Origin of the sequence: Agrobacterium sp. lyk4-40-TYG-31, assembly GCF_030209855.1 — a bacterium.
Lineage (GTDB): Bacteria > Pseudomonadota > Alphaproteobacteria > Rhizobiales > Rhizobiaceae > Agrobacterium > Agrobacterium vaccinii.
The window spans coordinates 283,191-306,409 of sequence record NZ_JARVRE010000010.1 but is presented as its reverse complement, the minus strand read 5'-3'; the positions used below and the strand labels follow the sequence as shown (position 1 = coordinate 306,409).

Genomic DNA, 23,219 nt, shown 5'->3' with positions numbered 1-23,219 from the left:
AATCTCCGGCGTTTTTTTATGACTTAGCTGAGAAAGCTGGCGAGTTCATCAATCTGGTGGTCGGAATAGACCTTGATGCCAGCCTGCTGAAGCAATGCGGCGATGACGCCGTTTCCCGAATGTTTGCGGCCTGAAAGGAGCCGTCATAGATCGCAACCGATCCGCAGGAGGGGCTGCCGTCGCTCAACAATGATCGGCGCTATCACTTGAGAAGCAAGCTCCAGTTCGCCATCTCCTCATGACTAGGTCGGTTACCTTGGTGCGCCACCGGAAACTCTCGCGTCTGGTGCCGATCAGTGACTTTGTGGTTAGCCTCGTGACAGCAAATGTCCCGTCGTAAGCCTCAAGTTCCAACCGGTTAGCGCACATTGACGCCAGCTTTGATGTTGTATGTGCCCGCTACCCCGAAGAGCTCTTCTGCGATTGAAGCTCGATACGCTAGGTCGGTATCATCCCGCCAAGGTGCGATCAACATATCGGATACAAGAAACATGGTTGCCGACAATTCGTATTGGTTCAAGGCGGTGAAGGTTGTTTTACGTGGCCTTGCGAAACTTCGGCGGTTGGCGGCACTGATAATTGATAGGCTCTGATAGTACGATCTCTACGGCTAGCCGGGGATGGGCGCGCCCTCCATAGCGAACGAGCGGCTGGAACTTTCGGTCACCCAATGTATTCTGACGGCATGAAACTAAATATCGCAATCATAACGATGTTTGGCGCCGTGTTGGCTGCGTGCAGCCCAGTAGGGCCATCAGGCAATCCGTCGGTGCCTCAGCCAGTCAAACCGGTCGAAATCGACCGATACCTAGGTCACTGGTTCGAGCTGGCGCGCTATGAGAACCAGTTTGAGCGCGATTGCGAGGCCGTGACTGCTGACTACTCACTTCGAAAAGATGGCATGGTCCGCGTGCTCAACACCTGCCTGGAAGGCGGAGTACACGGTAGGCGTAAAGAATCCGAAGGCAGGGCAAAAACTGTGCCGGATAGCGGCAACGCCAAGCTAAAAGTATCGTTCTTCGGCCCAATTTACGGGAATTACTGGATCCTGGATCGCGCCGCCGACTATTCTTGGTCGATAGTCGGCGAACCTTCGGGTCGTTATTTATGGATTCTGACGCGGGTACCAAAACCCACACAAAAGGCCCGTAACATGCTCGTCGAGAGGGCCAAGGCGCTCGGATACGATGTCGACATGCTGCGGTGGACGCAGCATTAGACGCATCATGAATAGTCGCCGCTTTCCCGTGGAAACTCCCAGCCGAACCGGCTACGAGCTCCGCACAATCGGTGACACTCCCGAAGGGCTCGATGGCATTTCGCTCTGAGGTCTGCTTGTCACCAGCAGGCTGTCAGCGTAAATTTCGCGAAATCAACTCAAGATCGCCGCGATCATGATCGCGGCGAAAGACAGGAACATGACGCATCCGACGATGATCGTGATGAGAGCTTGCGCCGAGATATAGGTTCCAGCGATACCTCCGATAACGCCCGGCCAGCCGCTTTTAGGATCTTTGCCGCTCATCGGATAACCGCAGGCAGGGCAGGCGAACGCCTTTTCAGATACCCGGCCCTCGCATTCTGGACAAACAACCAGCGCCATATCAATTCCCTCCGATTACAAATTCTACACGACGGTTTTTTTGTCGCCCAACAGGGTCGTCTGCGCCCGACGCCGTTTGGTTTGGAACCACAGGAAATCGTTCGCCCTTGCCCGCGGTGCTCATCTTCTGCGTAACGCCATTTTCTTCGAGCCACGCCTTTACCGAATTGGCCCTGCGGATGGAAAGCTTGTCGTTGTATCCATCGCTCCCCTTTGAATCGGTGTGGCCGGTAATTTCAACGCGACTGTCGTGCATTGTTATCAACACCTCCGACAGTTGCGAGAGAGTTGCTTCAGCGTCTGGTCGGATGTTGGACTTGTCGAAATCAAACAAAACATCGCTCGGCAGGCTCACCAGAATGCGGCCATTCACCTGCCTTGCTCCGAGTTTGACGAGCGTGTCCTCGGTTTTCAATCGCGTCTCGTCGTCCATATCCTTCAGGCCAAAGGATGATGTTTCAGACGAGAACGAACCTGTACTCTGCTCGGTATGCTCTTTGAACGTGGAAGCAGCGAATTCGATTTCGCGGAAACTCGATAGCTGCTCGTCCGGCGGCGTGGACGTCACGGTGATGGAATATTGCGATGCAGCGGCTGGACTTGTGAGAAAAAGCGACAGAATAATCGCCCATCTCATTGTTTCAGTTCCAAGGGCACCGTTACGCCAGGTGCGCTCGTATCATCACCGGATTTGCCAGGATTGAAGACGAGCGACACTTTTTTCACCTCCGGGGGGAAAACGCCGGGAAAGACAAGGTCACCTTCCATCGTCTTTCCATTGGAGATGCGCATCCACTTGTTATCAGCAATCTGACGCATATGCAGCCGATCCTGCTCGCCTTCGCCCCAGGACAGATAGGCATTCTCGCCATCGTTCATGTTGACGGAGAGCGTTTGATGACTGTCGAAACTTGCAAGCAAGCGTACCTTCGTTGAAGCGTCGCTGACCGTGATTGTTTTGACCTGAACAGTAAGGCCCACTGGAACACTCACTTGTCCACCTGTCACAATGTAGGTCTGATCTGCAGCTTGGGCTGCACCTGCAACAAGCACCGAAACGAAAGCCAGATTTCTGAACAAAAGGTCCTCCAGGGTAAAGTCAATTATCAAATCAAATAATGCCTGCCACTCTTAAAGGTGCTGAACAAGGCATCTCAATCTTTTATCGAAATATTTGTGGCAAAAAGTAAGCACGCTTCCAAACGCAGTTGGTCCGCTAATCTTCTGTTTGCAGGCTGTAATGTCGGTGACATGTATGTCGTCACCAAGGACGGGTTTGAAAACCTCTCCCGCCACACCCCGCTTGAAACCCACCGCATCGCTGCCGAGGACTAATATGACCGAACACTCGCATTTCGATTTCGCAAAACTCAGCGAACGCGAACGCTACAAAATCCTGATCGGAACCGTCATTCCGCGTCCGATCGCACTGGTGACGACGGTGAACAAGGACGAGCAGCCAAACGCCGGTCCCTTTAGTTTCTTCAATGTCCTGACCCACGACCCGGCAATCGTCGCCATCGGCGTCTAGAACTATTCGGACATGCGCTTCAAGGACACCGCCCGTAATATCCGCGAGACCGGCGAATTCACTGTCCACATCTGCGATAACGCGCTGGTCGACCAGATCGAAGTCTGCGCCATCAAGTTTGGCCCCGAAGTTGACGAGATGGAGGAGGCGGGCCTTGCCACGGCACCCGGCCAGATGGTGAAAAGCCCCCGTATCCTCGCCGCCCCCGCTGCCCTGGAATGTCGCCGGCACACGACGCTTCAGGTCGGCCCGGCCCGCGAAATCATCCTCGGAGAAGTCGTCGGCGTATTCGTCCGCAGCGATGCGGTGAATGCGTCCAATCTGCACATTGACCAGCAGCTCATGGATGCCGTCGGCCGCATGGGTGGGCACACTTATACCCGCACCCGTGATCAGTTCGATATCAATACGCTGACACCACAGGAATGGGAAAGCCGGAAGGCAGATGAGAAGGTGGCGGCGGAATGAAGTCACTTAATCTTTAAAATCAGAGACGTATCTGATTTGTATGAGCTAAGATTTGTCTGGTTACGGTTCGAATCCTGTCAAGAGCTATGGCTCCAAATTTTTTGGATAGCGGTGACGAAGAGCGTTGGATGGATCGCTGAACTGGATGCCTATATCTGCCTTTCTGAATCGACTCTCAGACAAAAGCCCGTTGCCCAAATTGAAAGCTTATGGACCTTCTAACGCACTAGGGAACACCATGATCGAGTGGATTTCCCGGAATTTGCAAGGACGAAAGCATTTCGGCTCCTTACCCCCGATGATGTGCTATAAAGGCTCTCACTGCAGGTTTGCTCTCAGTTTTCCGATAAACGACCGCCAGGTCCGTCATTACATCGTTGTCTATCAGTTGCAGATAACGGATGCCTGGAAGGCACAAGCATTGCAGGCTCTCCGGAACGAGGGCAATGCCGATCCCCACTGCAACCATGCTAGCGATTGTCGTAAAGTCACGACCGTTGGCGTTTATTTTTGGTTTGAATCCTGCTTCACCGCAGGCATCCAAGGTGTTCGCGTGGAAGCCGATATCCACGGGCTGTCGCGGTGTTATGAATGTGTCCGAACGCAAGTCCGATAGGTGAACCGCTTTTTTTGCGGCCAGATTATGCCCGCTCGCTAGGGCGACGACGAGCGGTTCGCGTAGAACGACCGTGGAGTTAAGTTCTGAGGGGATGGGAGCTGGAGGGCGGATATAGCCGAAGTCGACCTCTCCGTCCTTGATCCTCTGAAGCTGCTGACGCATTTCCATCTCGACCAATTGGAGTTCAACGTCAGGCAACCCGCGTCTGAACGACGAAAGCGACTCCGTTAAGACGCCGGAGTAAGCCGCCGAGGCGACATAGCTGATTGTGATCCGTCCAGTCTCACCGCGCCCAACCCGCTTGAGCTGCGCCAACGTCGCGTCCGCTTGCGCAACGATTTTCACGGCGTCTTCATAAAGCGCTTGTCCGGTCGGGGTCAGATTGACCGACCGCCTCGACCGATCGAGCAAGGGAAGCCCCACGATCGATTCCAGTCCAATGATTTGCTGACTCAAACCCGGCTGCGCTATCCCAAGCCTAGCCGCCGCCCGTTCAAAATTTCGCTCCTCAACCACGGCAATAAAATATCGCAAGTGCCTAAGCTCGAAATTCGTTGTGCGCTGCCTACCGCGTTGTTTCATTGGAAATCCTCGTCCGAATACCTTCAAGGTGTCCATAATAGAAGTCAGTCTTCTGAAAAAAGACGTTTTCATCTATTTGATTTGTCACCCCCGTGTCGATAGAAAGATGATTAATTTTGTCTAGTTTATACGCGCGGGGGCAGCATGCGTCTTTTTCGATCCAATCTCATTATAACGACATCGATGGTCTTGACCGTTTCCCACTTTGAGGTGGCCCGCGCTCAAGAGCAGCAATCCACGACGCTCGAGACGATCGTTGTACAGGGAGCAGGGAAGGGGGATCCGCGTGGCCCAGTTGACGGATATGTCGCAAAAACCAGCGCAACGGCTTCAAAGACCGGAACGCCTATTCTTGAAACGCAGCAATCGATATCGGTGGTGACCCGTGATCAGATCGAGGCACAAGCAGCTCAAACCCTGGGTGAGGCTCTGAATTACTCAGCGGGTGTGGTCGGTCAGCCGTTTGGGTCGGATCCTCGCTTTGATTCGCCCATTGTTCGCGGGTTCGATGGTAGACAGCTTCAATATCTCAACAGCCTTAAACTGATGCGTACAGCGGGTGCGCCAACTGTAGAAATCTACGGTCTTGAGCGAGTCGACGTGCTTCGTGGCCCTGCGTCGGTTATGTACGGACAGGGCAACCCAGGTGGAATCATCAACCAAGTCAGCAAACGCCCTCAGTTCGAGAACTTCGGTGAAGTCGGCACTCAAATAGGTAGCTATGACAATTACGGCGGATTTTTTGACCTTGGTGGCGTCATCCCCGACCATGACGAGTTTGCTTATCGCCTGACAGGTCTTGCGAAGACTTCAGGTGCACAAACAGATTATCTGGATAACGACCGATATTTCATAGCGCCGGCTTTGACTTGGAAGCCTGACGACGACACGTCGCTGACGATTCTCACGAGTATTCAACACGACAATCCCAGCACCCCATCAGGCCTGCCTCCGCAATACGTGTTGGGAAACTCGAACTTCAAACTTCCTCGCGACTTTTTTGTCGGTGACAAAAATTTCGATGACTCCAGCAGGACGCTCACGAATTTTGGTTATGAGTTCGAGCACCGGTTCAACGAGGTCTGGGCCTTTCGTCAGAACTTTCGTTACACAGATTTCGACTGGGAATATCAGGCCCTCGGTATGGGGTCGGCAGGGCTCGGGGCTGACGGTCGAACGCTTGCCCGTACGGCGACCTTCCAAGACGAAAATCTGAAGACATTCAACATCGACAATAACCTGACAGCGGAATTCTCGACCGCAGCAGTCGATCATAAGGTGTTGTTTGGTTTCGACTATCGCTATTTCGACAATGATGTCCGGACGCGATTTTTCCGGGCGACGCCGCTCGATGTTCTCGATCCCATTTACGGTGGGCCAATCGGTCTGCTTGCTCCCACACTCAACACGACGGTTAAGAGCGACCTTTCGCAAATCGGTGTCTATGTTCAGGATGAGTTGGCCTACGACAGCTGGCGTGCAACGCTTGGCCTGCGACAGGACTGGGCATCAACGCGAGGTTCGACGACGAATGGTCTGACGGGCGTATCGCGTTCCCTCGATCAGGACGATCAAAAACTGACTGGCCGGGCGGGCCTTAGCTACCTGTTCGATGGAGGCATCGCTCCCTACGTTAGTTATGCTACCTCTTTTGACCCGATCGCCAGTTCTGCAGGAGCAGACTTCAAGCCGAGTGAAGGACAGCAGTGGGAAGCTGGGATCAAGTACCAGCCAGAGAACTGGAACGGTCTCCTTTCTGCGGCGGTGTTCGATTTAAACCAAACTAACGTCCTGCGCACCGTTAATGGCGTCACAGAGCAAATCGGTGAGGTTCAGGTTCGAGGCGTCGAGTTGGAGGGTGTCGTCAGCCTGATTGAGGGCCTTGATCTGCGGGCGGCTTATACTTACACAGATGCCAGAATTGGAGCAGGTGCCGATGATGGCAATCGTGTCGAAAATGTTCCGCGCAATGCGACGAGCCTGTGGATAAACTATCGCTTCCAGGAAGACACCATTCTCAATGGGGTCGGTATTGGTGGAGGCGTCCGCTATGTGGGCCAACGCTTTGGCAACAGTGCAAACACCTTTGACCTTGACGGCGTTACCCTCTTCGACGTGGCGTTGACATACCAGAGGGACAACTTCAAGGGTTCCTTGAACTTCCAGAATATCGGCGATGAAAAGTACGTCGCGAGTTGTAGTACGTTCGGCTGCTATTACGGCGATGGCCGGACAGTCATAGGGAAGCTCAGCTATACCTGGTAATCATAGGGTCCCAATCACTCCTGTCTTATTACGACGTCGAGATGTCATTCTCGGCGTCGCTGCGTCTATGTTTGTAAAGCCTGCGATCGCCGATGACATACCGCGTCTGGCCGCAATCGACTGGGCGATGATGGAAACGGCGATCGCTCTTGGAGTGACACCCATCGCTGCAACGGAACTGATCCAGTTTCGTCTGGACGCCGTGGAGCCAGTGATCCCGAGTTCCGTTGTCGATTTAGGACTTCGTGGAACACCAAACTTCGAACTGCTTCATTTGTTAAAGCCCGAACTGATCTTGATCTCTCCTTTCTACACCCGCCATCAAGAGGCGCTGAAGCGGATCGCGCCGATTATGTCGCTTCCGTTCTATATCCGCGGAGAGGCGCCTTTCGCGAAAGCGACTGCAGCCGTTACTGTCCTTGGTGAAAGGCTTGGGAGAACGAGCAGAGCGGCTTCGGTATTGGCCGATATAGACGTCCGGTTATCGTCCTATCGCGAAAGCTTGGAATCGTTTTCAGGAAGGCCAACCTACCTCGTAAACGTGGGCGATGCTCGGCATGTGCGTGTCTTCGGACTGGACAGTATGTTCGGCGACATTCTGTCTCGCCTGGGCCTCACCAATGCCTGGCCGGATAAGTCGCGCTACACATTTGCGGCTCCCGTTCCGATAGAGCATCTGGCAGACCAAGAGGATGCCCGCATCATTATCATCTCCAACATACCGGTCGAAGCAAGAAGCACGCTGAAGAGCAGCATGATCTGGAACTCCCTGAAGCCGGTAAGCGAGGGTAGGGTCATAATGCTTGACAATATCAACCCATACGGCGGTGTCCTGGCCGGTATGCGCTTTGCTCGCCTTCTGAGCGAAGCTTTGTTGTCGAAGCGTGAGGCAGCGAGATGAAGCAAGCTTGGGGGCTGGTTGTATTAGCCCTGTTCGCCGCCGTGATCTTATTCGCTGTGAGCGCATCGGATCGCGTCGCGCTACCGCGATGGCCCAACGCGATATTCGGTGCAGGCTCATCCGATCTAGACGAAATCATATTGCTTTATGGCGTTTTTCCCCGAGCGGCCGTCGCCATCCTGGCTGGCGCGGCGCTTGGCCTATCCGGTGCGCTCTTGCAGCAATTGCTTCGCAATCCGATAGCAGATCCCTCGACGCTTGGCATCTCCGCTGGAGCGCAGCTCGCAATCGTCGTCGCGACACTCTTCTTCCCCCAAGTCCTAGACGGATCACGCACCGTAGTCGCACTCGCAGGTGCTGGATCTGCCGCTTTAGTTGTTTTCGCTCTTGGTTGGAGATCGTCATTCGAGCCGGTGACGATGGTGGTATCGGGAATGCTAGTCGGTGTGACAGCCGCGGCCATCTCGGCCGCTTTGACGTTGGCGCAGGGTGAGTATCTCATGTCGCTGGTGACATGGAACGGGGGATCGCTGAGCCAGCAGGACTGGGGGGTCCCCAAAGCACTGGCAATCGAGCTCGCTGCCGGTGTAGCTCTTTCCGTTCTATTGATCAGGCCGCTCCTCGTGCTTGGCCTCGGCGATGAAAGCGCGCGTTCGCTTGGAGTGGACCTTCGTTGGATCCGGCTTTGTGTCGCTGTCCTCGCAACTGCGTTAGCGGGGGTTGTCGCAGCAAACGTTGGGCTCATCAGTTTTGTCGGGCTTGCAGCGCCTGCGTTCGTCAGGGGTTGCGGCGTGCGCCGACCAGCAACAATCCTTGCGCTTTCGCCATTGGCGGGCGGGCTCTTCCTCTGGCTATGTGACGGAGCGGTCCAAGTATTGTCAGGCGAAACGGGCGAAACGTTTCCGACTGGTTCCGTCACTGCGCTCGTGGGAAGTCCGATCCTGCTGTGGTTACTCCCCAGAGTACGTTCGATCCAAGCCCAGGAGGCAAACCGGGCGACCACTAGGCGGATCCATTTTGGGAAGGGCTTGTCAATCCTCTTGGCGATTGTACCAGTCGTCGTCGTACTTGGATTGTTCTTCGGTAATGATGGGAAAGGCTGGCTTCTTTTATCTTACGTAGATGCTTCCGATCTCTTGTCTTGGCGCTGGCCCCGTCTACTTGCGGCAGCCGCAGCGGGTGGGTTGTTGGCACTTACTGGAGCAATCCTGCAGAGATTGACGGGTAATCCGATGGCAAGCCCGGAGGTTATCGGTGTGAGTGGTGGGGCGGGTCTTGGTTTTGCTGCAGTGGTCACACTGGTTCCAAACGGAGGCCCGTCGTCACTCGCCGGAGGGGCTACGATAGGCGGTCTGGCGACGATGGCGGTTGTCCTGGCATTCGCACGCCGAAAGACCTTGCCTTCGGAAAAACTGTTGCTTGCTGGGATTGCCGTAAGTTCACTGAGCTCATCGGTTCTGGCGTTCCTGATGGCGGCGGGTGACCAACGATCCTGGCAAATCCTTGCATGGATCGGCGGTACTGCTGCCTCTGCCACACCCGGAACGTCTATCTTTCTCGCTGGAATCGCCATTTTGTTGCTCGTCGCGTCCATAACACTGATCAGATGGTTGACGCTCCTTCCGCTTGGGCGGTCGACTTCACAAGCACTTGGTGTTCCAATCGGGACAAGCAGAGTTGTTATCCTCTCGTTATGCGGCCTAGCGACCGGGGCGGCGTCGGTACTCGTTGGCCCATTAAGCTTCGTGGGACTGATTGCGCCTCATATTGCCGTACGTGCCGGGTTTGCAACAGCACGAGATCATCTTGTCGCCTCGTTCTTGTTAGGTGCGTTGATCATGGCATTCGCGGACCTGGGAGCTCGGACCGTTACATTTCCTTATGAACTTCCGTTGGGTTTGTTCGCCGCCATGATTGGTGCGCCGTATCTAATCTGGCTTATCGGGCGACGGTGAAGCGCGGAAACATCCCTGCAGGCAGTCCGGCAATAGTTGGTCAAGAGCTGCCCGCTAGGATGCCGTGCTCCGGCTCTCGCTGAGTACTGATCAGGCGCCGGTGCGGACTTACGGGGAGATCGAGGATACGGCCACACATGTTTCCTCATCGGCAATCGCCGTCCTTGGCTTCTGAACTGTGAGGTGCTCGTGCGATACTTAAGGCGTCTCCAACTTGCGTGAGTTCGTGAAGAAAGGGACAATCGGAGCATCGAGTTAGCCGTCGACTTTGGCAATGGGGGAGGAAATATCCTCTGCAGCTAAATCGACCGATAATTTCCGGTGAAATGATATCCTTATCGTAGCAATTGAGAAATTGGGGATCGAATGACATCGTGAGTCATTTGGAGCTCCTTGCGAGGACAGCAGGCGGCAAGCGCGAAAACTGGCCCCTTCAATGCTCGGTGTCCTGCGCAGTGGAACGAGACCAATTATCAATTTCCTCAGACATGAGGATTGTTGTCGCTACTGCAACAGATTCGAAATTATTCGAGCAATTGTGCCTCTGACGGCTAGCAGCAATATTGGTCCTGTCAGACGAACACAGCGTCGCCTGTTTTCAATCACGAAATCGCAGGACGCGAGATGACCGAAACATTCTTTTCCTTAACCCGTCGGGGAGCCCTTCTGTCTGCGGGTGCAGCAGCAGCGGCATTGGCAATTTCTCCCTCATTCAGCTTCGCATCCGATGCTACCCAGAACACAACCTCACTCGAAGGAAACAAGACCATGGGATACATAACCACACAGGACGGCGTCGAAATCTTCTTCAAGGACTGGGGTCCGAACAATGCCCAGCCAATCGTCTTCCACCATGGCTGGCCGCTTTCGTCTGATGACTGGGATGCGCAGATGTTGTTCTTTCTCGGAAAGGGTTACCGCGTCGTCGCTCACGACCGGCGCGGTCATGGGCGCTCGGCACAAGTCTCCGAGGGTCATGATATGGATCATTACGCTGCGGACGCATTTGCAGTTGTTGAGGCGCTTGATCTGAAGAACGCCGTTCATATCGGCCACTCCACGGGTGGTGGCGAGGTTGCCCGCTATGTTGCAAAGCATGGCGAGCCGTCCGGTCGCGTTGCCAAGGCCGTTCTCGTGTCGGCGGTTCCACCGATCATGGTCAAGACAGCAGCGAACCCCGAGGGTCTCCCGATGGAGGTCTTCGATGGCTTCCGGTCGGCGCTTGCAGCCAACCGCGCGCAGTTCTTCCGCGATGTTCCTGCCGGTCCTTTTTACGGTTTCAACCGTGATGGCGCGACAGTTCATGAAGGCGTCATCCAGAACTGGTGGCGGCAGGGCATGATGGGCGGAGCCAAGGCGCATTATGACGGCATCACAGCGTTCTCGGAGACCGACCAGACGGAAGACCTCAAGGCGATCAGCATTCCGACACTGGTGCTGCACGGTGAGGACGACCAGATCGTTCCAATCGCAGACTCTGCACACAAGTCCGTCAAGCTGTTGAAGAACGGCACGCTCAAGACCTACCCCGGCTTCTCGCACGGAATGCTGACAGTCAACGCAGATGTCCTGAACGCCGATCTGCTGACTTTCATCCAGTCTTGATCATGGTTGCGACGGGTGCTGCCTCCCACTCACCTGTCGCCTCGGGCACCACCCGATTCAATAGGGCCTTTGATCTTGCCCAGCTACACGAAGGAAACCACCATGACGAACAACAACTCCGCCAAGAAGGTAGCAAACCACGGTGTCGCGTGGGAACGCGCATTTGGATACGTGCAGGCCGTTCAGGTCAAAGACACGATCTACATCTCCGGCCAATTGAGCCACGATGCAGATGGAAATCTCGTCGCCCCTGCAAATCTGGACGCCAATGGTCGGCCCGCAGATTTCTCGCAGATGGAAGACCAGATCCGCCAGACTTACGTCAACGCCAAGTTGCTCCTCGCCGAGTTCGGGGCCAGCCTCGAAGATGTCGTTGAAGAGACGCTTTTTGTTCTGGACGTTCCTAGTGCATTCGCAGCCGGATCGAAAGTCCGCAAGGAAATGTACGGCGCCGAGATGCCCCAATGCGCCAGCAACCTGATCGGAGTGAATGCACTGGCCTTTCCGGAACAGATCGTTGAGATCACATTCCGCGCAGTAATAGACCGCGCAACTGTCTGACAAGGGGAACCCTAGCCCAAGATCCGCCGGATGCGACATTGCTCCGGCGGCTATCTCCATGAGAATGGTCCGCAAGATGCCGCAAACATCCATAGCCAGCACATCCCGTCTGCGCTCTCTGCAACTAACACCTGACCTGGTCTCCAGAACGCTGAGGGTCGTTGAAGAAGAAGGCCCGGAGCCCAACTGGACCCCGATTTCTTCTCCGCAGCTTGATGCGCTCGTTAACAGGGTCGAGGAGGAGGCGCGCGATGACGAGATATGGGTGTTCGCTTACGGATCCCTGATGTGGAACCCGGGATTTGAAATCGCTGACAGTGAACAGGCTGTCGCATTCGGATGGCATCGCGCATTTTCGCTGAGGATAGAGCGACTGCGGGCGACCTCCGACACCCCGGGCCTTATGCTCGCGCTGCAGCCGGGTGGAAGCTGCTCTGGTCTCATCCTCAAGTTACCTTGCGCAACGAAAACACAGGACCTGCGTAAGCTTCTCGCGCGAGAGATACGCTATGCCGAGGTATGCGACATGGTGAAATGGGTTTCGGTGAAGACATCGAGTGGCACACGCCGGGCGTTGACGTTCTGGGCGAGCCCGAGGCAATCTCAGCTCACGCAGAAGATTCCTCTCGATGAGGCCGCTGCATTGATCGCACAAGCATGCGGACCGGCGGGATCTTGTGCGGAGTATCTCTACCGGACGGTTGTTGATCTGGCAGAACGCAAAATCTTTGATCGAAACCTGTGGCAGTTGCAGAAACTCGTCGCCGCAAAGCTTCAGGCCCTACCGCAAGTCGGCTGATTCCGCCGACTTCGAACGCTCTTTGTCCATCAATCCAGCATGACCATGTGAGCCGCTACCTGCTCCTCGAAGAATTTTGAGAATGAGGCAATCCTTGGAGGCAGCGCCTGATATGGAGGATAGTAGAGGGTCAGCCACAAGTCCGGCGGTGCCCAGCCCTTGAAGACGTGGACAAGGCGCCCACTCCTGATGTGATCGGCAATATTGAACCCAGGAAGCAGGGCAACCCCGGAACCATCGGCAGCCATGTCCGCGAGAAGCTCGCCACTGTTGGCGCTGAAGGCGCGGCCTGCAGAAATGGTCATGCTAGACCCACCGTCCGAAAGGACCCAGTTCTCGCGTCGGCTCTCGCCGCTATAGGCCAGGCAGTCGTCGGGTTTCAGCTCGTTGGGATGCTGCATGTCAACGAACCGACTTCCCGGAGCTGCGACCAGGATGCGCGGCACGACCCGGATCTTTCTCCAGATCGTGAACTTGTCGGACGGTTGAGATGAAATGCGGACAGCCAGATCGTAGTCATCATCGACGATGTTGATGAGCCCATCCGATAAAGAGATCTCGAAACTCATCTTGGGATATCGTTCCTTGAATCCCGACAGAATCGGAGGCAGCACGGTCTTGCCAAACCACGTCGGCGCGCTGATGCGCAGCCGCCCCTCGTCACCCTTATGAGCGTTCATGACATCACGTCGGGCGTCTTCCAGCGTCTTCACTGCTGGTTGGATCTGGGCGGCGAAAATCGCGCCGTCTGTGGTCAGCGACACTTGCCTCGTGGTGCGCACGAAAAGTTGCACGCCCAGTTCCGCTTCAAGAGCGGCGATTGCACGGGTGACCGCCGCAGGTGTCATGTCCAGCTCGCGGGCGACCTGCGCGAAATTCCGCTTCTCCGCCGCGAGAAGGAAGGTCCGAAGTGCTTTGTAATCGTTCATGGGATTGTTTCAATAAGAGCAACACATTCGAAATGAATATTGCAATTCTCTGCGCTGATCAATCCGCTTAGATATTCGTCAACAGCCAAACGCTAACGGGACATTGAAAGGCAAGGACATCAAGGGACTGCATCACGTAACCTCCATGGCTTCGGATGCGCGTCAGAACAACCGCTTTTTTACCGACACATTGGGCCTGCGCCGGGTCAAGCAGACCGTCAACTTTGACGACCCCAATGTTTACCACCTTTACTACGGTGACGAGAACGGTTCCGCAGGAACCGTCATGACTTATTTCCCGTTCGCCAATATGATGCTGGGCCGACCGGGTGTTGGGGAGGTCGGAGAAACACAGTTCTCTGTTCCAAAAGGCTCGCTCAAATTCTGGCAAAACCGGTTTGTCACTCAGGGCGTCAGCGGTTTGGAAACGGACACCGTCTTCGGCGCCAACCGCCTTCGCTTCATCGGTCCGGATGGCGACGGCCTGGCGCTAGTTGAATCTTCCGAGGATACCCGCGCACCATGGCTTTCGGAAGGAATTCCTGGCGATGCAGCAATCCGCGGTTTTGCCGGTGCGCGTTTCAGTCTGCATGATACGGCCGCGACCGAAGAGCTTCTAGGCTTCATGGGTTACCAGCGTGCCGAGAAGGAGGGTGACGTGACCCGGTTCATCATTCCCAATGGAAACGGAGCTGATACGATCGATCTCGCCGCACTGCCGAAAACACCGTTTGCCCGTCAGGGCGCCGGCTCGGTGCACCACATCGCGTTTGCGGTCGACAACCGCGAGAAGCAGCTTGAGGTTCGCAAGGCGCTGATGGACACCGGTTATCAGGTCACGCCGGTCATCGATCGCGACTATTTCTGGGCGATCTACTTCCGAACGCCAGGCGGCGTGCTGTTTGAGATCGCCACGAACGAGCCGGGCTTCAACCGGGACGAAGACACTGCACATCTGGGTGAAGCTCTCAAGCTGCCGAGCCGCTACGGGCCATTTCGAGACAAGATTGAAGCAGGTCTGGTTCCACTCGCGGCATAGATCTCCGGCATCTCGTTTTACGCCGCCCAACGACAAGTAATCTTCAACCTATGTGACGGCTGCCTATGCAAGGTAGCCGTCACGACGACAGCAAGAATTAACAATATCCACAATGATCGGGATGATATCCGTCGGGTCGCCAGTAATGGCGAGGAGACAAGACGGCACATCAATGACGTGGAGGCAGGCGGATGGGGGCGACTGGAAATTCCGGCAACTGCGTCGGAGGTCTATTCGGCGATCCGGATGCTATTTCATTGCACTCCGCACCACTGGCGTCAGCCATATTCAGTGCGACACGGATCAGCCGTGAATTGAAAATGGGCGAGGAGGCGACCGTCGTTGTCCCTGCGCACGACAGCTATTTCCTCATGCTATATTTGCGCGACACAACGCACTGCGATGTGGAGGCTGATGGAAGTCAGTCCGTCACGAGGCAATATTATACGGGATCCATCTGCCTTATTGATATTCTCAATGGCGTGCAGATAAGTCTCAAAGCGTCCCTGAATGTCGTCGCGTTTGTCATTCCACATGTTCTGGTCGATGAGATCGCGGCTCTTTCTGTCCCCGGAGCCAATGTCGAGCTCAAGCGCGTCCGCGGCACGTCGGACCCGGTTATTGCCAGTCTGGGAAGCGCAATCCAGCCGCTGTTCGACCGGAAGGGAAAATCAGACCATGTCCTCTTACAGCATATCTCGATGGCGATCTGTGCGCACCTGATCCATCACTACAGTTTGTCGCCTTTCTTCGACGGAAGTGGCGAAGAATCGCCTTCTGTGCATTGACCCCCATGAACTCGGACTGTTCGAGCAACGACTCGTTTGATCTGTGAAACCCAAACCAACCAGACCGGAATTAGAATCGGAGGCCATCGAATGCAGCTTCGTGTCGCAGACATGACGATAACCTGCCGACGACGTACGGATGCGTCTTTCCCCGTCGCAGTGGCTTATGATCCCGAAGACGGCGTGAGAATCGTCAGTCACCTGACGGATTCAGGACATTACAGGCTTCTGAAGTCCGGTGAGCTTGCGTTCGAAGGCCGCGAACCGAAAGGTCTCACAGACATCACCGATCTGCGAGAAGATTGGCAATATCATCATCTTGCCCCCTTCGAGGTCCTGGAGTTCAAGGTCCCATTTGCCTTCATCCAGAACATTGCATCGGAGGCAGGCCGTCCAGAATTTAAAAGGCTCGAAAGCACAATTGGCTCCGCTGACCCGGTCATCCTTGGGCTCTCGAGGGCGCTACTGCCATTCTTCAGCGATCAAAGCGAGCAGGCAAGTCCACTTTTCCTGGAAAGCATCACCTCTGCATTGCTGGTCCATCTGATGCAGACCTATGGTGGGCTTTATTTCCCGCCGCGGGACAAGGGGACACTCGCGCCTTGGCAGCAACGCAGATCGTTGGAATTCCTCGCTGCGCATCTCGACGCTCGGCTGTCGCTTGTCGATCTCGCGGCCGAATGTGACGTGTCTGTCAGCTACTTCAACAAAATCTTCAAGAAAACGTTCGGTACGACGCCCCACAAGTGGCTCAGGGAATATCGTGTCTCCAGGGTGAAAGATCTGCTTGCTGAAAAGTTAACGCTGACCGACATTGCGGCGGCGTGCGGATTTGCCGACCAGAGCCACATGACGCGGGTGTTCTCCGACATTGTCGGCGAACCGCCTGCCAGTTGGCGCCAGCGCAGTCACTCACGCGCCTAATGGTCCTGGTTGGGATCAGTCTCGGTCCGTCGCCACGTGCCAGGTGGTATACCGGTCATTTTTTTGAAGACGCGGGTCATATGGCTTTGGTCAACAAAGCCGCAGATATCGGCCACGTGGCTCAGTGGTAGCCGACCGCGTTTCAAAAGGTCCATGGCTTTATCAACGCGTCGACGCATCATCCACTGGTATGGAGGCATTCCAGTCGTTGCCTTGAATGCCCGCGTAAAATAAGACGTCGAAAGTCCGCAAGCATACGCGATGTCCGTGATCGGGAGGTCCCCATCAAGTCCCGCATCCATCATGGCGGTGGCGCGTTTGAGTTGCCAGGTCGCGAGTGCTCCTGGATGGATCGCAGGTGCGCTTCGCGCTTCGCCATAGACAGTGGCCAAGTGCGTCGCAAGCGCGAGCCCAACATGATCCATGAACAGGCGGCTTGCTAGCGCTGGATTGTGGAAGGCAGGCATTAGCGCCTCGACAAGACCGTGGATCGTAGGATCGTTGATATCCGCACCTGGCAAGACGTTCAGCGTTTCAATGCGTTTTGTACCAAGGTCTTCCTCCAGCGCTGTTAGCGCCGCGCGCGGAATGTGAAAGTTGACGCAGTCAAAAGCCGATCGCATGTTTGCTTGCCATTGGCGATTATAGTCATAGACTGAAAAATTGCCTTTGTGGAAACCTTCAAATTCCACGCGTTTTCCGTCTACCCAAAGATCACCCTGATACTCGTTGAGCTGGACGCCCAGCATGAACGCATCTTCGGTGACATGCTGCTCGACATAGCCGTGATTGGGCGTTTCGCGTGTCAACCTCGTTGCCGTGATAAGGCTCTTGCTCAGGACAGATGCCGTTACCGAATTCGCCTTCTGGACTCTAAGATAGTCCATATATTGGTTGTTTGTGGACATCGCGATGTGACCTCAGCTGGCGTCGTCTTGCAGAAGTCAGTTCCGCAACGTGGTGGGTATCGGCGGAGTAATAGCCTCGCAGAAGATCCTTGCAAAGCCATTGTGTCGCTGGCGCGGGCCGTGGCGTTCAGGAAAATCCAAAATCGGAGCCGTTTGAGCAAGATCGCATTTTGGGTCTGTTTTATAGCGACGGTGAATGAAACCATCATCAGGCCCAAGATGACGAACGGCAACGAAGACATCAACTTAGCTCTTTGTTGCATAATTGATAATTCAATCGAAATTATTATTGCAATTATCCAGAGCAAAAACTTCCGGTAGATGTAATTCCAGAGACGCAACGGAAACATCTGAAGGCGTTCAGACATCAAGTGAAAACGGCACCAAAACTGCCCACCATCAAACCAAAGAGAAAATACAATGTCCAAGTTCGAAGTCCTGACACCGCAGAACAGCCAGCTCATCTTCATCGACCAGCAGCCACAGATGGCCTTCGGCGTGCAGTCGATTGATCGCCAGACGTTGAAAAACAATGTCGTCGGTCTCGCCAAGGCAGCGAAGGTCTTCAACATTCCGACCACGATCACCACGGTTGAGACCGAAAGCTTTTCCGGCAACACGTTCCCAGAACTGCTTGCCGTCTATCCGGAGAACGATATCCTCGAACGCACCTCGATGAATTCCTGGGACGACCAGAACGTTCGCGACGCGTTGGCGAAGAACGCTGCCAACGGCCGCAAGAAGATTGTTGTCTCCGGCCTGTGGACCGAAGTCTGCAACACGACCTTCGCGCTTTCTGCGCTCCATGATGTTCCGGACTACGAAATCTACATGGTGGCAGACGCTTCCGGCGGCACCTCGCTCGAAGCCCACAACCATGCGATGGACCGCATGATTCAGGCCGGTATCATTCCCGTGACCTGGCAGCAGGTGCTGCTGGAATGGCAGCGCGACTGGGCCCGCAAGGAAACCTACGATGCTGTCACCACGCTGGTGAAGGAACATTCCGGCGCCTACGGCATGGGCATCGATTACGCTTACACCATGGTTCACGGCGCCGAAGAGCGCGTCAAGCACGGCAAGCGCATCGGCCCGAACCCCGCCAAGTAAGAACACCTATCAGACCGCTCCGAAATCCATCGGAGCGGTCTTTCAGTTACCGTGGAGATACCCATGAAAATCTATCTTCTGTCTCTTGGCGCGGGTCTGCTGGTTGGCATCGTGTACAGCCTGCTCAATGTGCGCTCCCCGGCTCCGCCGGTCATCGCGCTTGTCGGCCTGCTCGGCATTCTCGTCGGTGAACAGATCATCCCGCTTGCCAAATCGCTCTGGAGCAAGGAACCGGCAGCTGTTTCCTGGCTTCACCAGGTGAAGCCGCACATGTTCGGTCATATGCCGAAGGGTGGGAACTCCGCGGAGATTGCCCACCGTGCGCTAACTAATGGAGAGGAGCGGAGCTGATGACCACGCGTCGAACCTTTCTTGGAGGGGCATCGAGCCTGGCGTTTTCGAACCTCTTCTCACCGGCCAATGCTGCCGACCCCAACCAGACCGGAGTAGACACGATGCATCCACACCTGATCCTCCACGATGGGCGCTTTACGACGCTTGACCGCAGCAATCCGAACGCGACCGCGGTCGCGATCAAGGACGGACTGTTTCTGGAGGTCGGCTCAGACACCGAGATCATGGCTCTGGCCGGTCCCGACACGAAGATCGTTGATCTCAAGGGCAAGCGCGTCCTACCTGGCCTGATCGACAACCATACCCACGTCGTTCGTGGGGGCTTGAACTTCAACATGGAGCTTCGCTGGGATGGCGTTCGGTCGCTGGCCGATGCTATGGATATGCTCAAGCGGCAGGTGGCGATGACGCCGGCCCCGCAATGGGTGCGTGTCGTCGGCGGTTTCACCGAGCACCAGTTTGCAGAAAAACGCCTGCCGACAATCGAAGAAATCAACGCTGTCGCGCCCGATACACCCGTCTTCCTGCTGCATCTTTATGACCGGGCGCTTCTGAACGGTGCAGCACTGCGCGCCGTCGGTTACACCCGAGACACGCCGAACCCGCCCGGCGGAGAAATCACCCGCGACGCCAATGGCAACCCGACCGGCCTGCTGCTTGCCACGCCAAATGCCGGTATCCTTTACTCGACCCTTGGCAAGGGCCCAAAGCTGCCGCTCGACTATCAGGTCAATTCGACGCGTCATTTCATGCGTGAACTGAACCGTCTGGGCATTACCGGCGTCATCGACGCCGGTGGCGGCTTCCAGAACTATCCCGACGACTATGAGGTCATCCAGAAGCTTTCCGACGAAAACCAGATGACGGTTCGTCTTGCCTACAATCTGTTCACGCAAAAGCCGAAGGAAGAGAAAGAAGACTTTCTCAACTGGACCTCGTCGGTCAAATACAAGCAGGGCAACGACTACTTCCGTCATAACGGCGCCGGCGAAATGCTTGTGTTCTCCGCAGCCGACTTCGAGGACTTCCGCCAGCCGCGGCCGGAAATGGCCCCGGAGATGGAAGGCGAACTCGAAGAGGTTGTGCGGGTTCTAGCCGAAAACCGCTGGCCCTGGCGCATGCACGCAACTTATGATGAAACGATCACGCGAGCACTGGACGTTTTCGAAAAGGTCAACAAGGACATACCACTCGAAGGCCTGAACTGGTTCTTTGACCATGCCGAAACCATTTCGGATCGCTCCATCGACCGTATCGCCGCACTTGGCGGCGGCATCGCCACGCAGCATCGCATGGCCTATCAGGGCGAATATTTCGTCGAGCGGTACGGTCATGGCGTTGCTGAAGCGACCCCGCCGATCCGAAAGATGCTCGACAAAGGCGTGAATGTATCGGCCGGAACAGATGCAACCCGCGTCGCTTCCTATAATCCCTGGGTTTCGCTGTCGTGGATGGTCACCGGCAAGACGGTCGGCGGCATGCAGCTCTACCCGCGCGCCAATTGCCTCGACCGCGAAACGGCACTCAGGATGTGGACGGAAAAGGTCACGTGGTTTTCCAACGAAGAAGGCAAGAAGGGGCGCATCGAAAAAGGCCAGTTTGCCGACCTTGTCGTGCCAGACAAGGACTTCTTCTCATGCGCAGAGGACGAGATCTCGTTCCTGGTGTCTGAGCTGACAATGGTTGGTGGCAAGATCGTCTATGGCGCGGGTGACTTCAAGACACTCGATGAGAACGATGTACCCCCGGCCATGCCAGACTGGTCTCCGGTGCGCAAGTTCGGTGGTTATGCCGCATGGGGCGAACCGGAAGGGGCGGGCGCGCGCTCGCTACGTCGTACGGCAATCTCGACATGCGGTTGCGCCAGTGATTGCGGCGTGCATGGTCATGACCATGCTGGCGCATGGACTTCAAAGCTGCCGATTGCCGACCTCAAGGGTTTCTTCGGTGCACTCGGGTGCTCGTGCTGGGCAGTCTGACCGTTCGCTCGGGCGATCACTATCGCCCGAGCACTTTCTTACTATTGCGATATTCGCAACTAAATCGAAACAATTGCTGCAATTGTTGGCAGGGCGATAACCAGCCAATATCGCTCCATCAACGCGGCTGACCGATCAGCGAGCATTCAGGAGCAGATATGACCTACCAATCCTATACGCAAAACCCAGTCCGCAATGGTTTGAGACGTATCATCGGCTCCCCCGGGGTCCGAACAGTCTCGTTGCTTGCGCTTTGTGCGGCCTACATCCAGGGTCCGCTTACCAAGATTTTTGACTTCAATGGCGCGCTTGCCGAGATGGATCATTTTGGTCTGCATCCCACCGCTTTCTTTGCCGTCGCCGTTATCGCTTTTGAATTGACGGCTTCCGCCATGGTGGTCTCAGGCTTTCTGCGTTGGGCAGGAGCCCTTGCTTTGGCTGGCTTTACGCTTCTCGCAACGCTCATCGCTCTTCGTTTCTGGGAAATGGTGCCCGGCATGGACCGCATGATGGCAACCAACGCCTTCTTCGAACACATCGGTCTCGCCGGTGCATTCATCTACGTTGCTGCGGCCGACCTTGCAAAGGGAGCGGGCAAATGAGCACCACGAAAACATCCGGGGGCACCTTTGCCCCTCTCGCACAGCCAGTCTTCGCGGTCATCTGGATAGCGACCGTTCTGGGTAACACTGGCAGCTTCATGCGTGATGTCGCAAGCTCCTGGCTGATGACCGATCTGTCAGCATCGCCTGCGGCGGTCGCTATGGTCCAGGCGGCAGGTACCCTGCCGATCTTTCTGCTTGCGATCCCTGCAGGCGTTCTCACCGACATTCTGGATCGCCGCAAGTTCCTGATCGCGGTACAGCTCCTACTGGCCTCCGTGAGTATCTCGCTGATGGTTCTGTCCCAGACGGGTATGCTCTCTGTCAGCGCTCTGATCGGTCTGACCTTCCTCGGCGGCATTGGCGCTGCGCTGATGGGGCCGACCTGGCAGGCGATCGTGCCGGAGTTGGTAAAGCGTGAGGACGTCAAGAGCGCCGTTGCCCTCAATTCACTCGGCATCAACATCGCCCGTTCCATCGGTCCTGCCGCTGGCGGCCTGCTTCTGGCGGCGTTCGGAGCCGGGATCACCTACGGGGCCGACGTTGCGAGCTACATTTTTGTCATCGCAGCGTTGGTCTGGTGGCCGCGCGCAAAAAATGCCAACGACGCTTTGCAGGAGAATTTTTTCGGGGCATTCCGCGCGGGCCTTCGTTATACCCGTTCGAGCAGGCCGCTGCATGTCGTCCTTCTGCGGGCAGCGATCTTTTTCGCTTTCGCCAGTGCGGTATGGGCGCTTCTTCCGCTCGTTGCTCGACAACTGCTCGGTGGTGATGCCAGCTTCTACGGCATCCTGCTGGGTGCAGTCGGCGCTGGCGCGATCGGCGGTGCCCTGGTCATGCCGAAGTTGCGCAACCGTCTGAGCTCGGACGGCCTGCTTCTCGTCGCAGCGCTGATTACCGCAGTCGTCATGGGTATCCTGTCGCTCGCTCCGCCGAAGATTGTCGCCATCATCGCTCTTCTCTTCCTCGGTGGCGCATGGATCACAGCGTTGACAACACTCAACGGAGCAGCCCAGGCTGTTCTTCCAAACTGGGTGCGTGGGCGCGGCCTTGCCGTTTATCTGACTGTGTTCAACGGTGCGATGACGGCCGGTAGCCTCGGCTGGGGCGCCGTTGGTGAAGCTGTCGGCATTCAGACGACATTGCTTATCGGCGCAGCTGGCTTGCTCGTTGCAGGGCTTGCCATGCACCGCGTCAAGCTTCCGGCAGGCGATGCAGACATGGTGCCGTCCAACCATTGGCCCGAACCGCTTGTCGCCGAGCCTGTTGCCCATGACCGGGGTCCCGTTCTCATCCTGATCGAGTACAAGGTCGAAAAGCAGCATCGGACAGCCTTCCTGCATGCCATCGACCACCTTTCTCACGAACGCCGCCGCGATGGGGCCTATGGATGGGGTGTCACCGAAGATTCCGCTGATCCGGAAAAAATCGTCGAGTGGTTCATGGTGGAATCCTGGGCTGAACACCTTCGCCAGCACAAGCGTGTTTCCAATGCCGACGCCGACCTGCAGGGCACGGTTCTCACCTACCATATCGGTCCGGAAAAACCCATTGTACGCCATTTCCTGACCATCAACCGGCCTGGCGCCGCGTAACTAGATCGGGGACAGGGCGGCTTTGGCCGCCCTTATCATTATGTCGCCTGGCGCAATGAATTCGAAACAATTGATGCAATTGCAAAAACGGCCGTTGGGCGG

General features: G+C 55.9%; 23 protein-coding genes and 2 pseudogenes. 18 read left to right on the top strand and 7 right to left on the bottom strand.

The genetic code is table 11. From position 1 onward, the window contains the following. Positions 1-23 precede the first annotated feature (23 nt). Positions 24-193: pseudogene (locus QRN55_RS20195) on the bottom strand (2-thiouracil desulfurase family protein); the annotation flags it as partial. 477 nt (positions 194-670) lie between these two features. Here QRN55_RS20195 and QRN55_RS20190 point away from each other — a divergent pair. Next, positions 671-1,219: a lipocalin family protein gene (locus QRN55_RS20190; RefSeq protein ID WP_233125014.1), complete on the top strand. Its 549-nt coding sequence runs from the start codon at positions 671-673 to the stop codon at positions 1,217-1,219. Between the two features lie 153 nt (positions 1,220-1,372). On the opposite strand, the gene QRN55_RS20185 is transcribed toward QRN55_RS20190, so the two are convergent. The 3 genes from QRN55_RS20185 to QRN55_RS20175 form a co-directional block, all read right to left on the bottom strand. Then, positions 1,373-1,603, bottom strand: a complete 231-nt coding sequence (locus tag QRN55_RS20185; RefSeq protein WP_062450644.1) for a hypothetical protein — start codon at positions 1,601-1,603, stop codon at positions 1,373-1,375. 1 nt (position 1,604) lies between these two features. Next, positions 1,605-2,171, bottom strand: a complete 567-nt coding sequence (locus QRN55_RS20180) for an OmpA family protein (protein WP_162237890.1) — start codon at positions 2,169-2,171, stop codon at positions 1,605-1,607. Between the two features lie 65 nt (positions 2,172-2,236). Beyond that, positions 2,237-2,683 (bottom strand): hypothetical protein, encoded by a 447-nt coding sequence (locus QRN55_RS20175; protein WP_062450646.1) that lies wholly within the window; start codon positions 2,681-2,683, stop codon positions 2,237-2,239. Positions 2,684-2,779: 96 nt separating this feature from the next. On the opposite strand from QRN55_RS20175, the gene QRN55_RS20170 reads away from it, so the two are divergent. Next, positions 2,780-2,938, top strand: coding sequence for a hypothetical protein (locus tag QRN55_RS20170; RefSeq protein ID WP_162694418.1), 159 nt, complete (start codon positions 2,780-2,782; stop codon positions 2,936-2,938). A 1-nt stretch (position 2,939) separates the two neighbouring features. Then, positions 2,940-3,602, top strand: a pseudogene (locus QRN55_RS20165) (flavin reductase family protein). A 289-nt stretch (positions 3,603-3,891) separates the two neighbouring features. On the opposite strand, the gene QRN55_RS20160 reads toward QRN55_RS20165, so the two are convergent. Continuing rightward, positions 3,892-4,803, bottom strand: coding sequence for a LysR substrate-binding domain-containing protein (locus QRN55_RS20160; protein ID WP_111838872.1), 912 nt, complete (start codon positions 4,801-4,803; stop codon positions 3,892-3,894). Between the two features lie 183 nt (positions 4,804-4,986). On the opposite strand from QRN55_RS20160, the gene QRN55_RS20155 reads away from it, so the two are divergent. From QRN55_RS20155 to QRN55_RS20130, 6 genes are all read left to right on the top strand, one after another. Continuing rightward, positions 4,987-7,068, top strand: a complete 2,082-nt coding sequence (locus tag QRN55_RS20155) for a TonB-dependent siderophore receptor (protein ID WP_233125115.1) — start codon at positions 4,987-4,989, stop codon at positions 7,066-7,068. Positions 7,069-7,135: 67 nt separating this feature from the next. After that, positions 7,136-7,969: an ABC transporter substrate-binding protein gene (locus QRN55_RS20150; protein ID WP_233125012.1), complete on the top strand. Its 834-nt coding sequence runs from the start codon at positions 7,136-7,138 to the stop codon at positions 7,967-7,969. Then, a complete protein-coding gene (fhuB, locus tag QRN55_RS20145; RefSeq protein ID WP_233125011.1) occupies positions 7,966-9,924 on the top strand; it encodes a Fe(3+)-hydroxamate ABC transporter permease FhuB in 1,959 nt (652 codons plus the stop codon). Before QRN55_RS20150 ends, fhuB begins: the two co-directional genes overlap by 4 nt. Before the next feature lie 768 nt (positions 9,925-10,692). After that, positions 10,693-11,529, top strand: a complete 837-nt coding sequence (locus tag QRN55_RS20140; protein WP_111838871.1) for an alpha/beta fold hydrolase — start codon at positions 10,693-10,695, stop codon at positions 11,527-11,529. Positions 11,530-11,631: 102 nt separating this feature from the next. Then, positions 11,632-12,090, top strand: coding sequence for a Rid family hydrolase (locus QRN55_RS20135; protein ID WP_062585834.1), 459 nt, complete (start codon positions 11,632-11,634; stop codon positions 12,088-12,090). Positions 12,091-12,154: 64 nt separating this feature from the next. Beyond that, positions 12,155-12,889, top strand: a complete 735-nt coding sequence (locus QRN55_RS20130; protein WP_233125010.1) for a gamma-glutamylcyclotransferase — start codon at positions 12,155-12,157, stop codon at positions 12,887-12,889. 29 nt (positions 12,890-12,918) lie between these two features. Here the strand turns inward: QRN55_RS20130 and QRN55_RS20125 are convergent, their stop codons facing one another. Continuing rightward, a complete protein-coding gene (locus QRN55_RS20125) occupies positions 12,919-13,818 on the bottom strand; it encodes a LysR family transcriptional regulator (RefSeq protein ID WP_111838588.1) in 900 nt (299 codons plus the stop codon). Positions 13,819-13,921: 103 nt separating this feature from the next. Here QRN55_RS20125 and QRN55_RS20120 point away from each other — a divergent pair, with 103 nt between their 5' ends. From QRN55_RS20120 to QRN55_RS20110, 3 genes are all read left to right on the top strand, one after another. Beyond that, positions 13,922-14,857: a VOC family protein gene (locus tag QRN55_RS20120; RefSeq protein WP_162694429.1), complete on the top strand. Its 936-nt coding sequence runs from the start codon at positions 13,922-13,924 to the stop codon at positions 14,855-14,857. Positions 14,858-15,048: 191 nt separating this feature from the next. Further along, positions 15,049-15,645: a hypothetical protein gene (locus QRN55_RS20115; protein ID WP_233125009.1), complete on the top strand. Its 597-nt coding sequence runs from the start codon at positions 15,049-15,051 to the stop codon at positions 15,643-15,645. A 90-nt stretch (positions 15,646-15,735) separates the two neighbouring features. Further along, positions 15,736-16,569: a helix-turn-helix domain-containing protein gene (locus tag QRN55_RS20110; protein WP_111838586.1), complete on the top strand. Its 834-nt coding sequence runs from the start codon at positions 15,736-15,738 to the stop codon at positions 16,567-16,569. On the opposite strand, the gene QRN55_RS20105 is transcribed toward QRN55_RS20110, so the two are convergent. Then, a complete protein-coding gene (locus QRN55_RS20105; protein ID WP_284778080.1) occupies positions 16,566-17,318 on the bottom strand; it encodes a helix-turn-helix domain-containing protein in 753 nt (250 codons plus the stop codon). The two genes, QRN55_RS20110 and QRN55_RS20105, sit on opposite strands and share 4 nt — an antisense overlap. Before the next feature lie 165 nt (positions 17,319-17,483). Between QRN55_RS20105 and QRN55_RS20100 the strand changes: the two genes are divergently transcribed. The 6 genes from QRN55_RS20100 to QRN55_RS20075 all read left to right on the top strand — a co-directional run bounded on the left by QRN55_RS20100 (position 17,484) and on the right by QRN55_RS20075 (position 23,117). After that, positions 17,484-17,798: a hypothetical protein gene (locus tag QRN55_RS20100; protein WP_284778079.1), complete on the top strand. Its 315-nt coding sequence runs from the start codon at positions 17,484-17,486 to the stop codon at positions 17,796-17,798. Positions 17,799-17,897: 99 nt separating this feature from the next. Continuing rightward, complete coding sequence (locus QRN55_RS20095) at positions 17,898-18,587, top strand: hydrolase (protein WP_233125007.1); 690 nt, start codon at positions 17,898-17,900, stop codon at positions 18,585-18,587. Positions 18,588-18,650: 63 nt separating this feature from the next. After that, the gene (locus QRN55_RS20090; RefSeq protein ID WP_111838582.1) at positions 18,651-18,938 is read left to right on the top strand and encodes a XapX domain-containing protein; all 288 of its coding nucleotides are present in this window, start codon (positions 18,651-18,653) and stop codon (positions 18,936-18,938) included. Next, positions 18,938-20,920 carry an amidohydrolase gene (locus QRN55_RS20085; protein WP_111838581.1) on the top strand — a complete coding sequence of 661 codons (1,983 nt, stop codon included), beginning with the start codon at positions 18,938-18,940 and terminating at the stop codon, positions 20,918-20,920. Before QRN55_RS20090 ends, QRN55_RS20085 begins: the two co-directional genes overlap by 1 nt. 158 nt (positions 20,921-21,078) lie before the next feature. Then, positions 21,079-21,522: a DoxX family protein gene (locus tag QRN55_RS20080; protein WP_111838580.1), complete on the top strand. Its 444-nt coding sequence runs from the start codon at positions 21,079-21,081 to the stop codon at positions 21,520-21,522. Then, a complete protein-coding gene (locus tag QRN55_RS20075) occupies positions 21,519-23,117 on the top strand; it encodes an MFS transporter (RefSeq protein WP_111838579.1) in 1,599 nt (532 codons plus the stop codon). Before QRN55_RS20080 ends, QRN55_RS20075 begins: the two co-directional genes overlap by 4 nt. Positions 23,118-23,219 lie beyond the last annotated feature (102 nt).

Excerpts from the sequence above, each read along its gene's own strand:
- QRN55_RS20090 (WP_111838582.1), top strand. The coding sequence starts at position 18,651 with ATGAAAATCTATCTTCTGTCTCTTGGCGCGGGTCTGCTGGTTGGCATC.
- QRN55_RS20185 (WP_062450644.1), bottom strand. The coding sequence starts at position 1,603 with ATGGCGCTGGTTGTTTGTCCAGAATGCGAGGGCCGGGTATCTGAAAAG.
- fhuB (WP_233125011.1), top strand. The coding sequence starts at position 7,966 with ATGAAGCAAGCTTGGGGGCTGGTTGTATTAGCCCTGTTCGCCGCCGTG.
- QRN55_RS20115 (WP_233125009.1), top strand. The coding sequence starts at position 15,049 with ATGGGGGCGACTGGAAATTCCGGCAACTGCGTCGGAGGTCTATTCGGC.
- QRN55_RS20135 (WP_062585834.1), top strand. The coding sequence starts at position 11,632 with ATGACGAACAACAACTCCGCCAAGAAGGTAGCAAACCACGGTGTCGCG.
- QRN55_RS20110 (WP_111838586.1), top strand. The coding sequence starts at position 15,736 with ATGCAGCTTCGTGTCGCAGACATGACGATAACCTGCCGACGACGTACG.
- QRN55_RS20095 (WP_233125007.1), top strand. The coding sequence starts at position 17,898 with ATGTCCAAGTTCGAAGTCCTGACACCGCAGAACAGCCAGCTCATCTTC.
- QRN55_RS20130 (WP_233125010.1), top strand. The coding sequence starts at position 12,155 with ATGGTCCGCAAGATGCCGCAAACATCCATAGCCAGCACATCCCGTCTG.
- QRN55_RS20085 (WP_111838581.1), top strand. The coding sequence starts at position 18,938 with ATGACCACGCGTCGAACCTTTCTTGGAGGGGCATCGAGCCTGGCGTTT.
- QRN55_RS20105 (WP_284778080.1), bottom strand. The coding sequence starts at position 17,318 with ATGCTGGGCGTCCAGCTCAACGAGTATCAGGGTGATCTTTGGGTAGAC.
- QRN55_RS20140 (WP_111838871.1), top strand. The coding sequence starts at position 10,693 with ATGGGATACATAACCACACAGGACGGCGTCGAAATCTTCTTCAAGGAC.
- QRN55_RS20155 (WP_233125115.1), top strand. The coding sequence starts at position 4,987 with ATGGTCTTGACCGTTTCCCACTTTGAGGTGGCCCGCGCTCAAGAGCAG.
- QRN55_RS20080 (WP_111838580.1), top strand. The coding sequence starts at position 21,079 with ATGACCTACCAATCCTATACGCAAAACCCAGTCCGCAATGGTTTGAGA.
- QRN55_RS20190 (WP_233125014.1), top strand. The coding sequence starts at position 671 with ATGTATTCTGACGGCATGAAACTAAATATCGCAATCATAACGATGTTT.
- QRN55_RS20160 (WP_111838872.1), bottom strand. The coding sequence starts at position 4,803 with ATGAAACAACGCGGTAGGCAGCGCACAACGAATTTCGAGCTTAGGCAC.
- QRN55_RS20125 (WP_111838588.1), bottom strand. The coding sequence starts at position 13,818 with ATGAACGATTACAAAGCACTTCGGACCTTCCTTCTCGCGGCGGAGAAG.
- QRN55_RS20075 (WP_111838579.1), top strand. The coding sequence starts at position 21,519 with ATGAGCACCACGAAAACATCCGGGGGCACCTTTGCCCCTCTCGCACAG.
- QRN55_RS20150 (WP_233125012.1), top strand. The coding sequence starts at position 7,136 with ATGTTTGTAAAGCCTGCGATCGCCGATGACATACCGCGTCTGGCCGCA.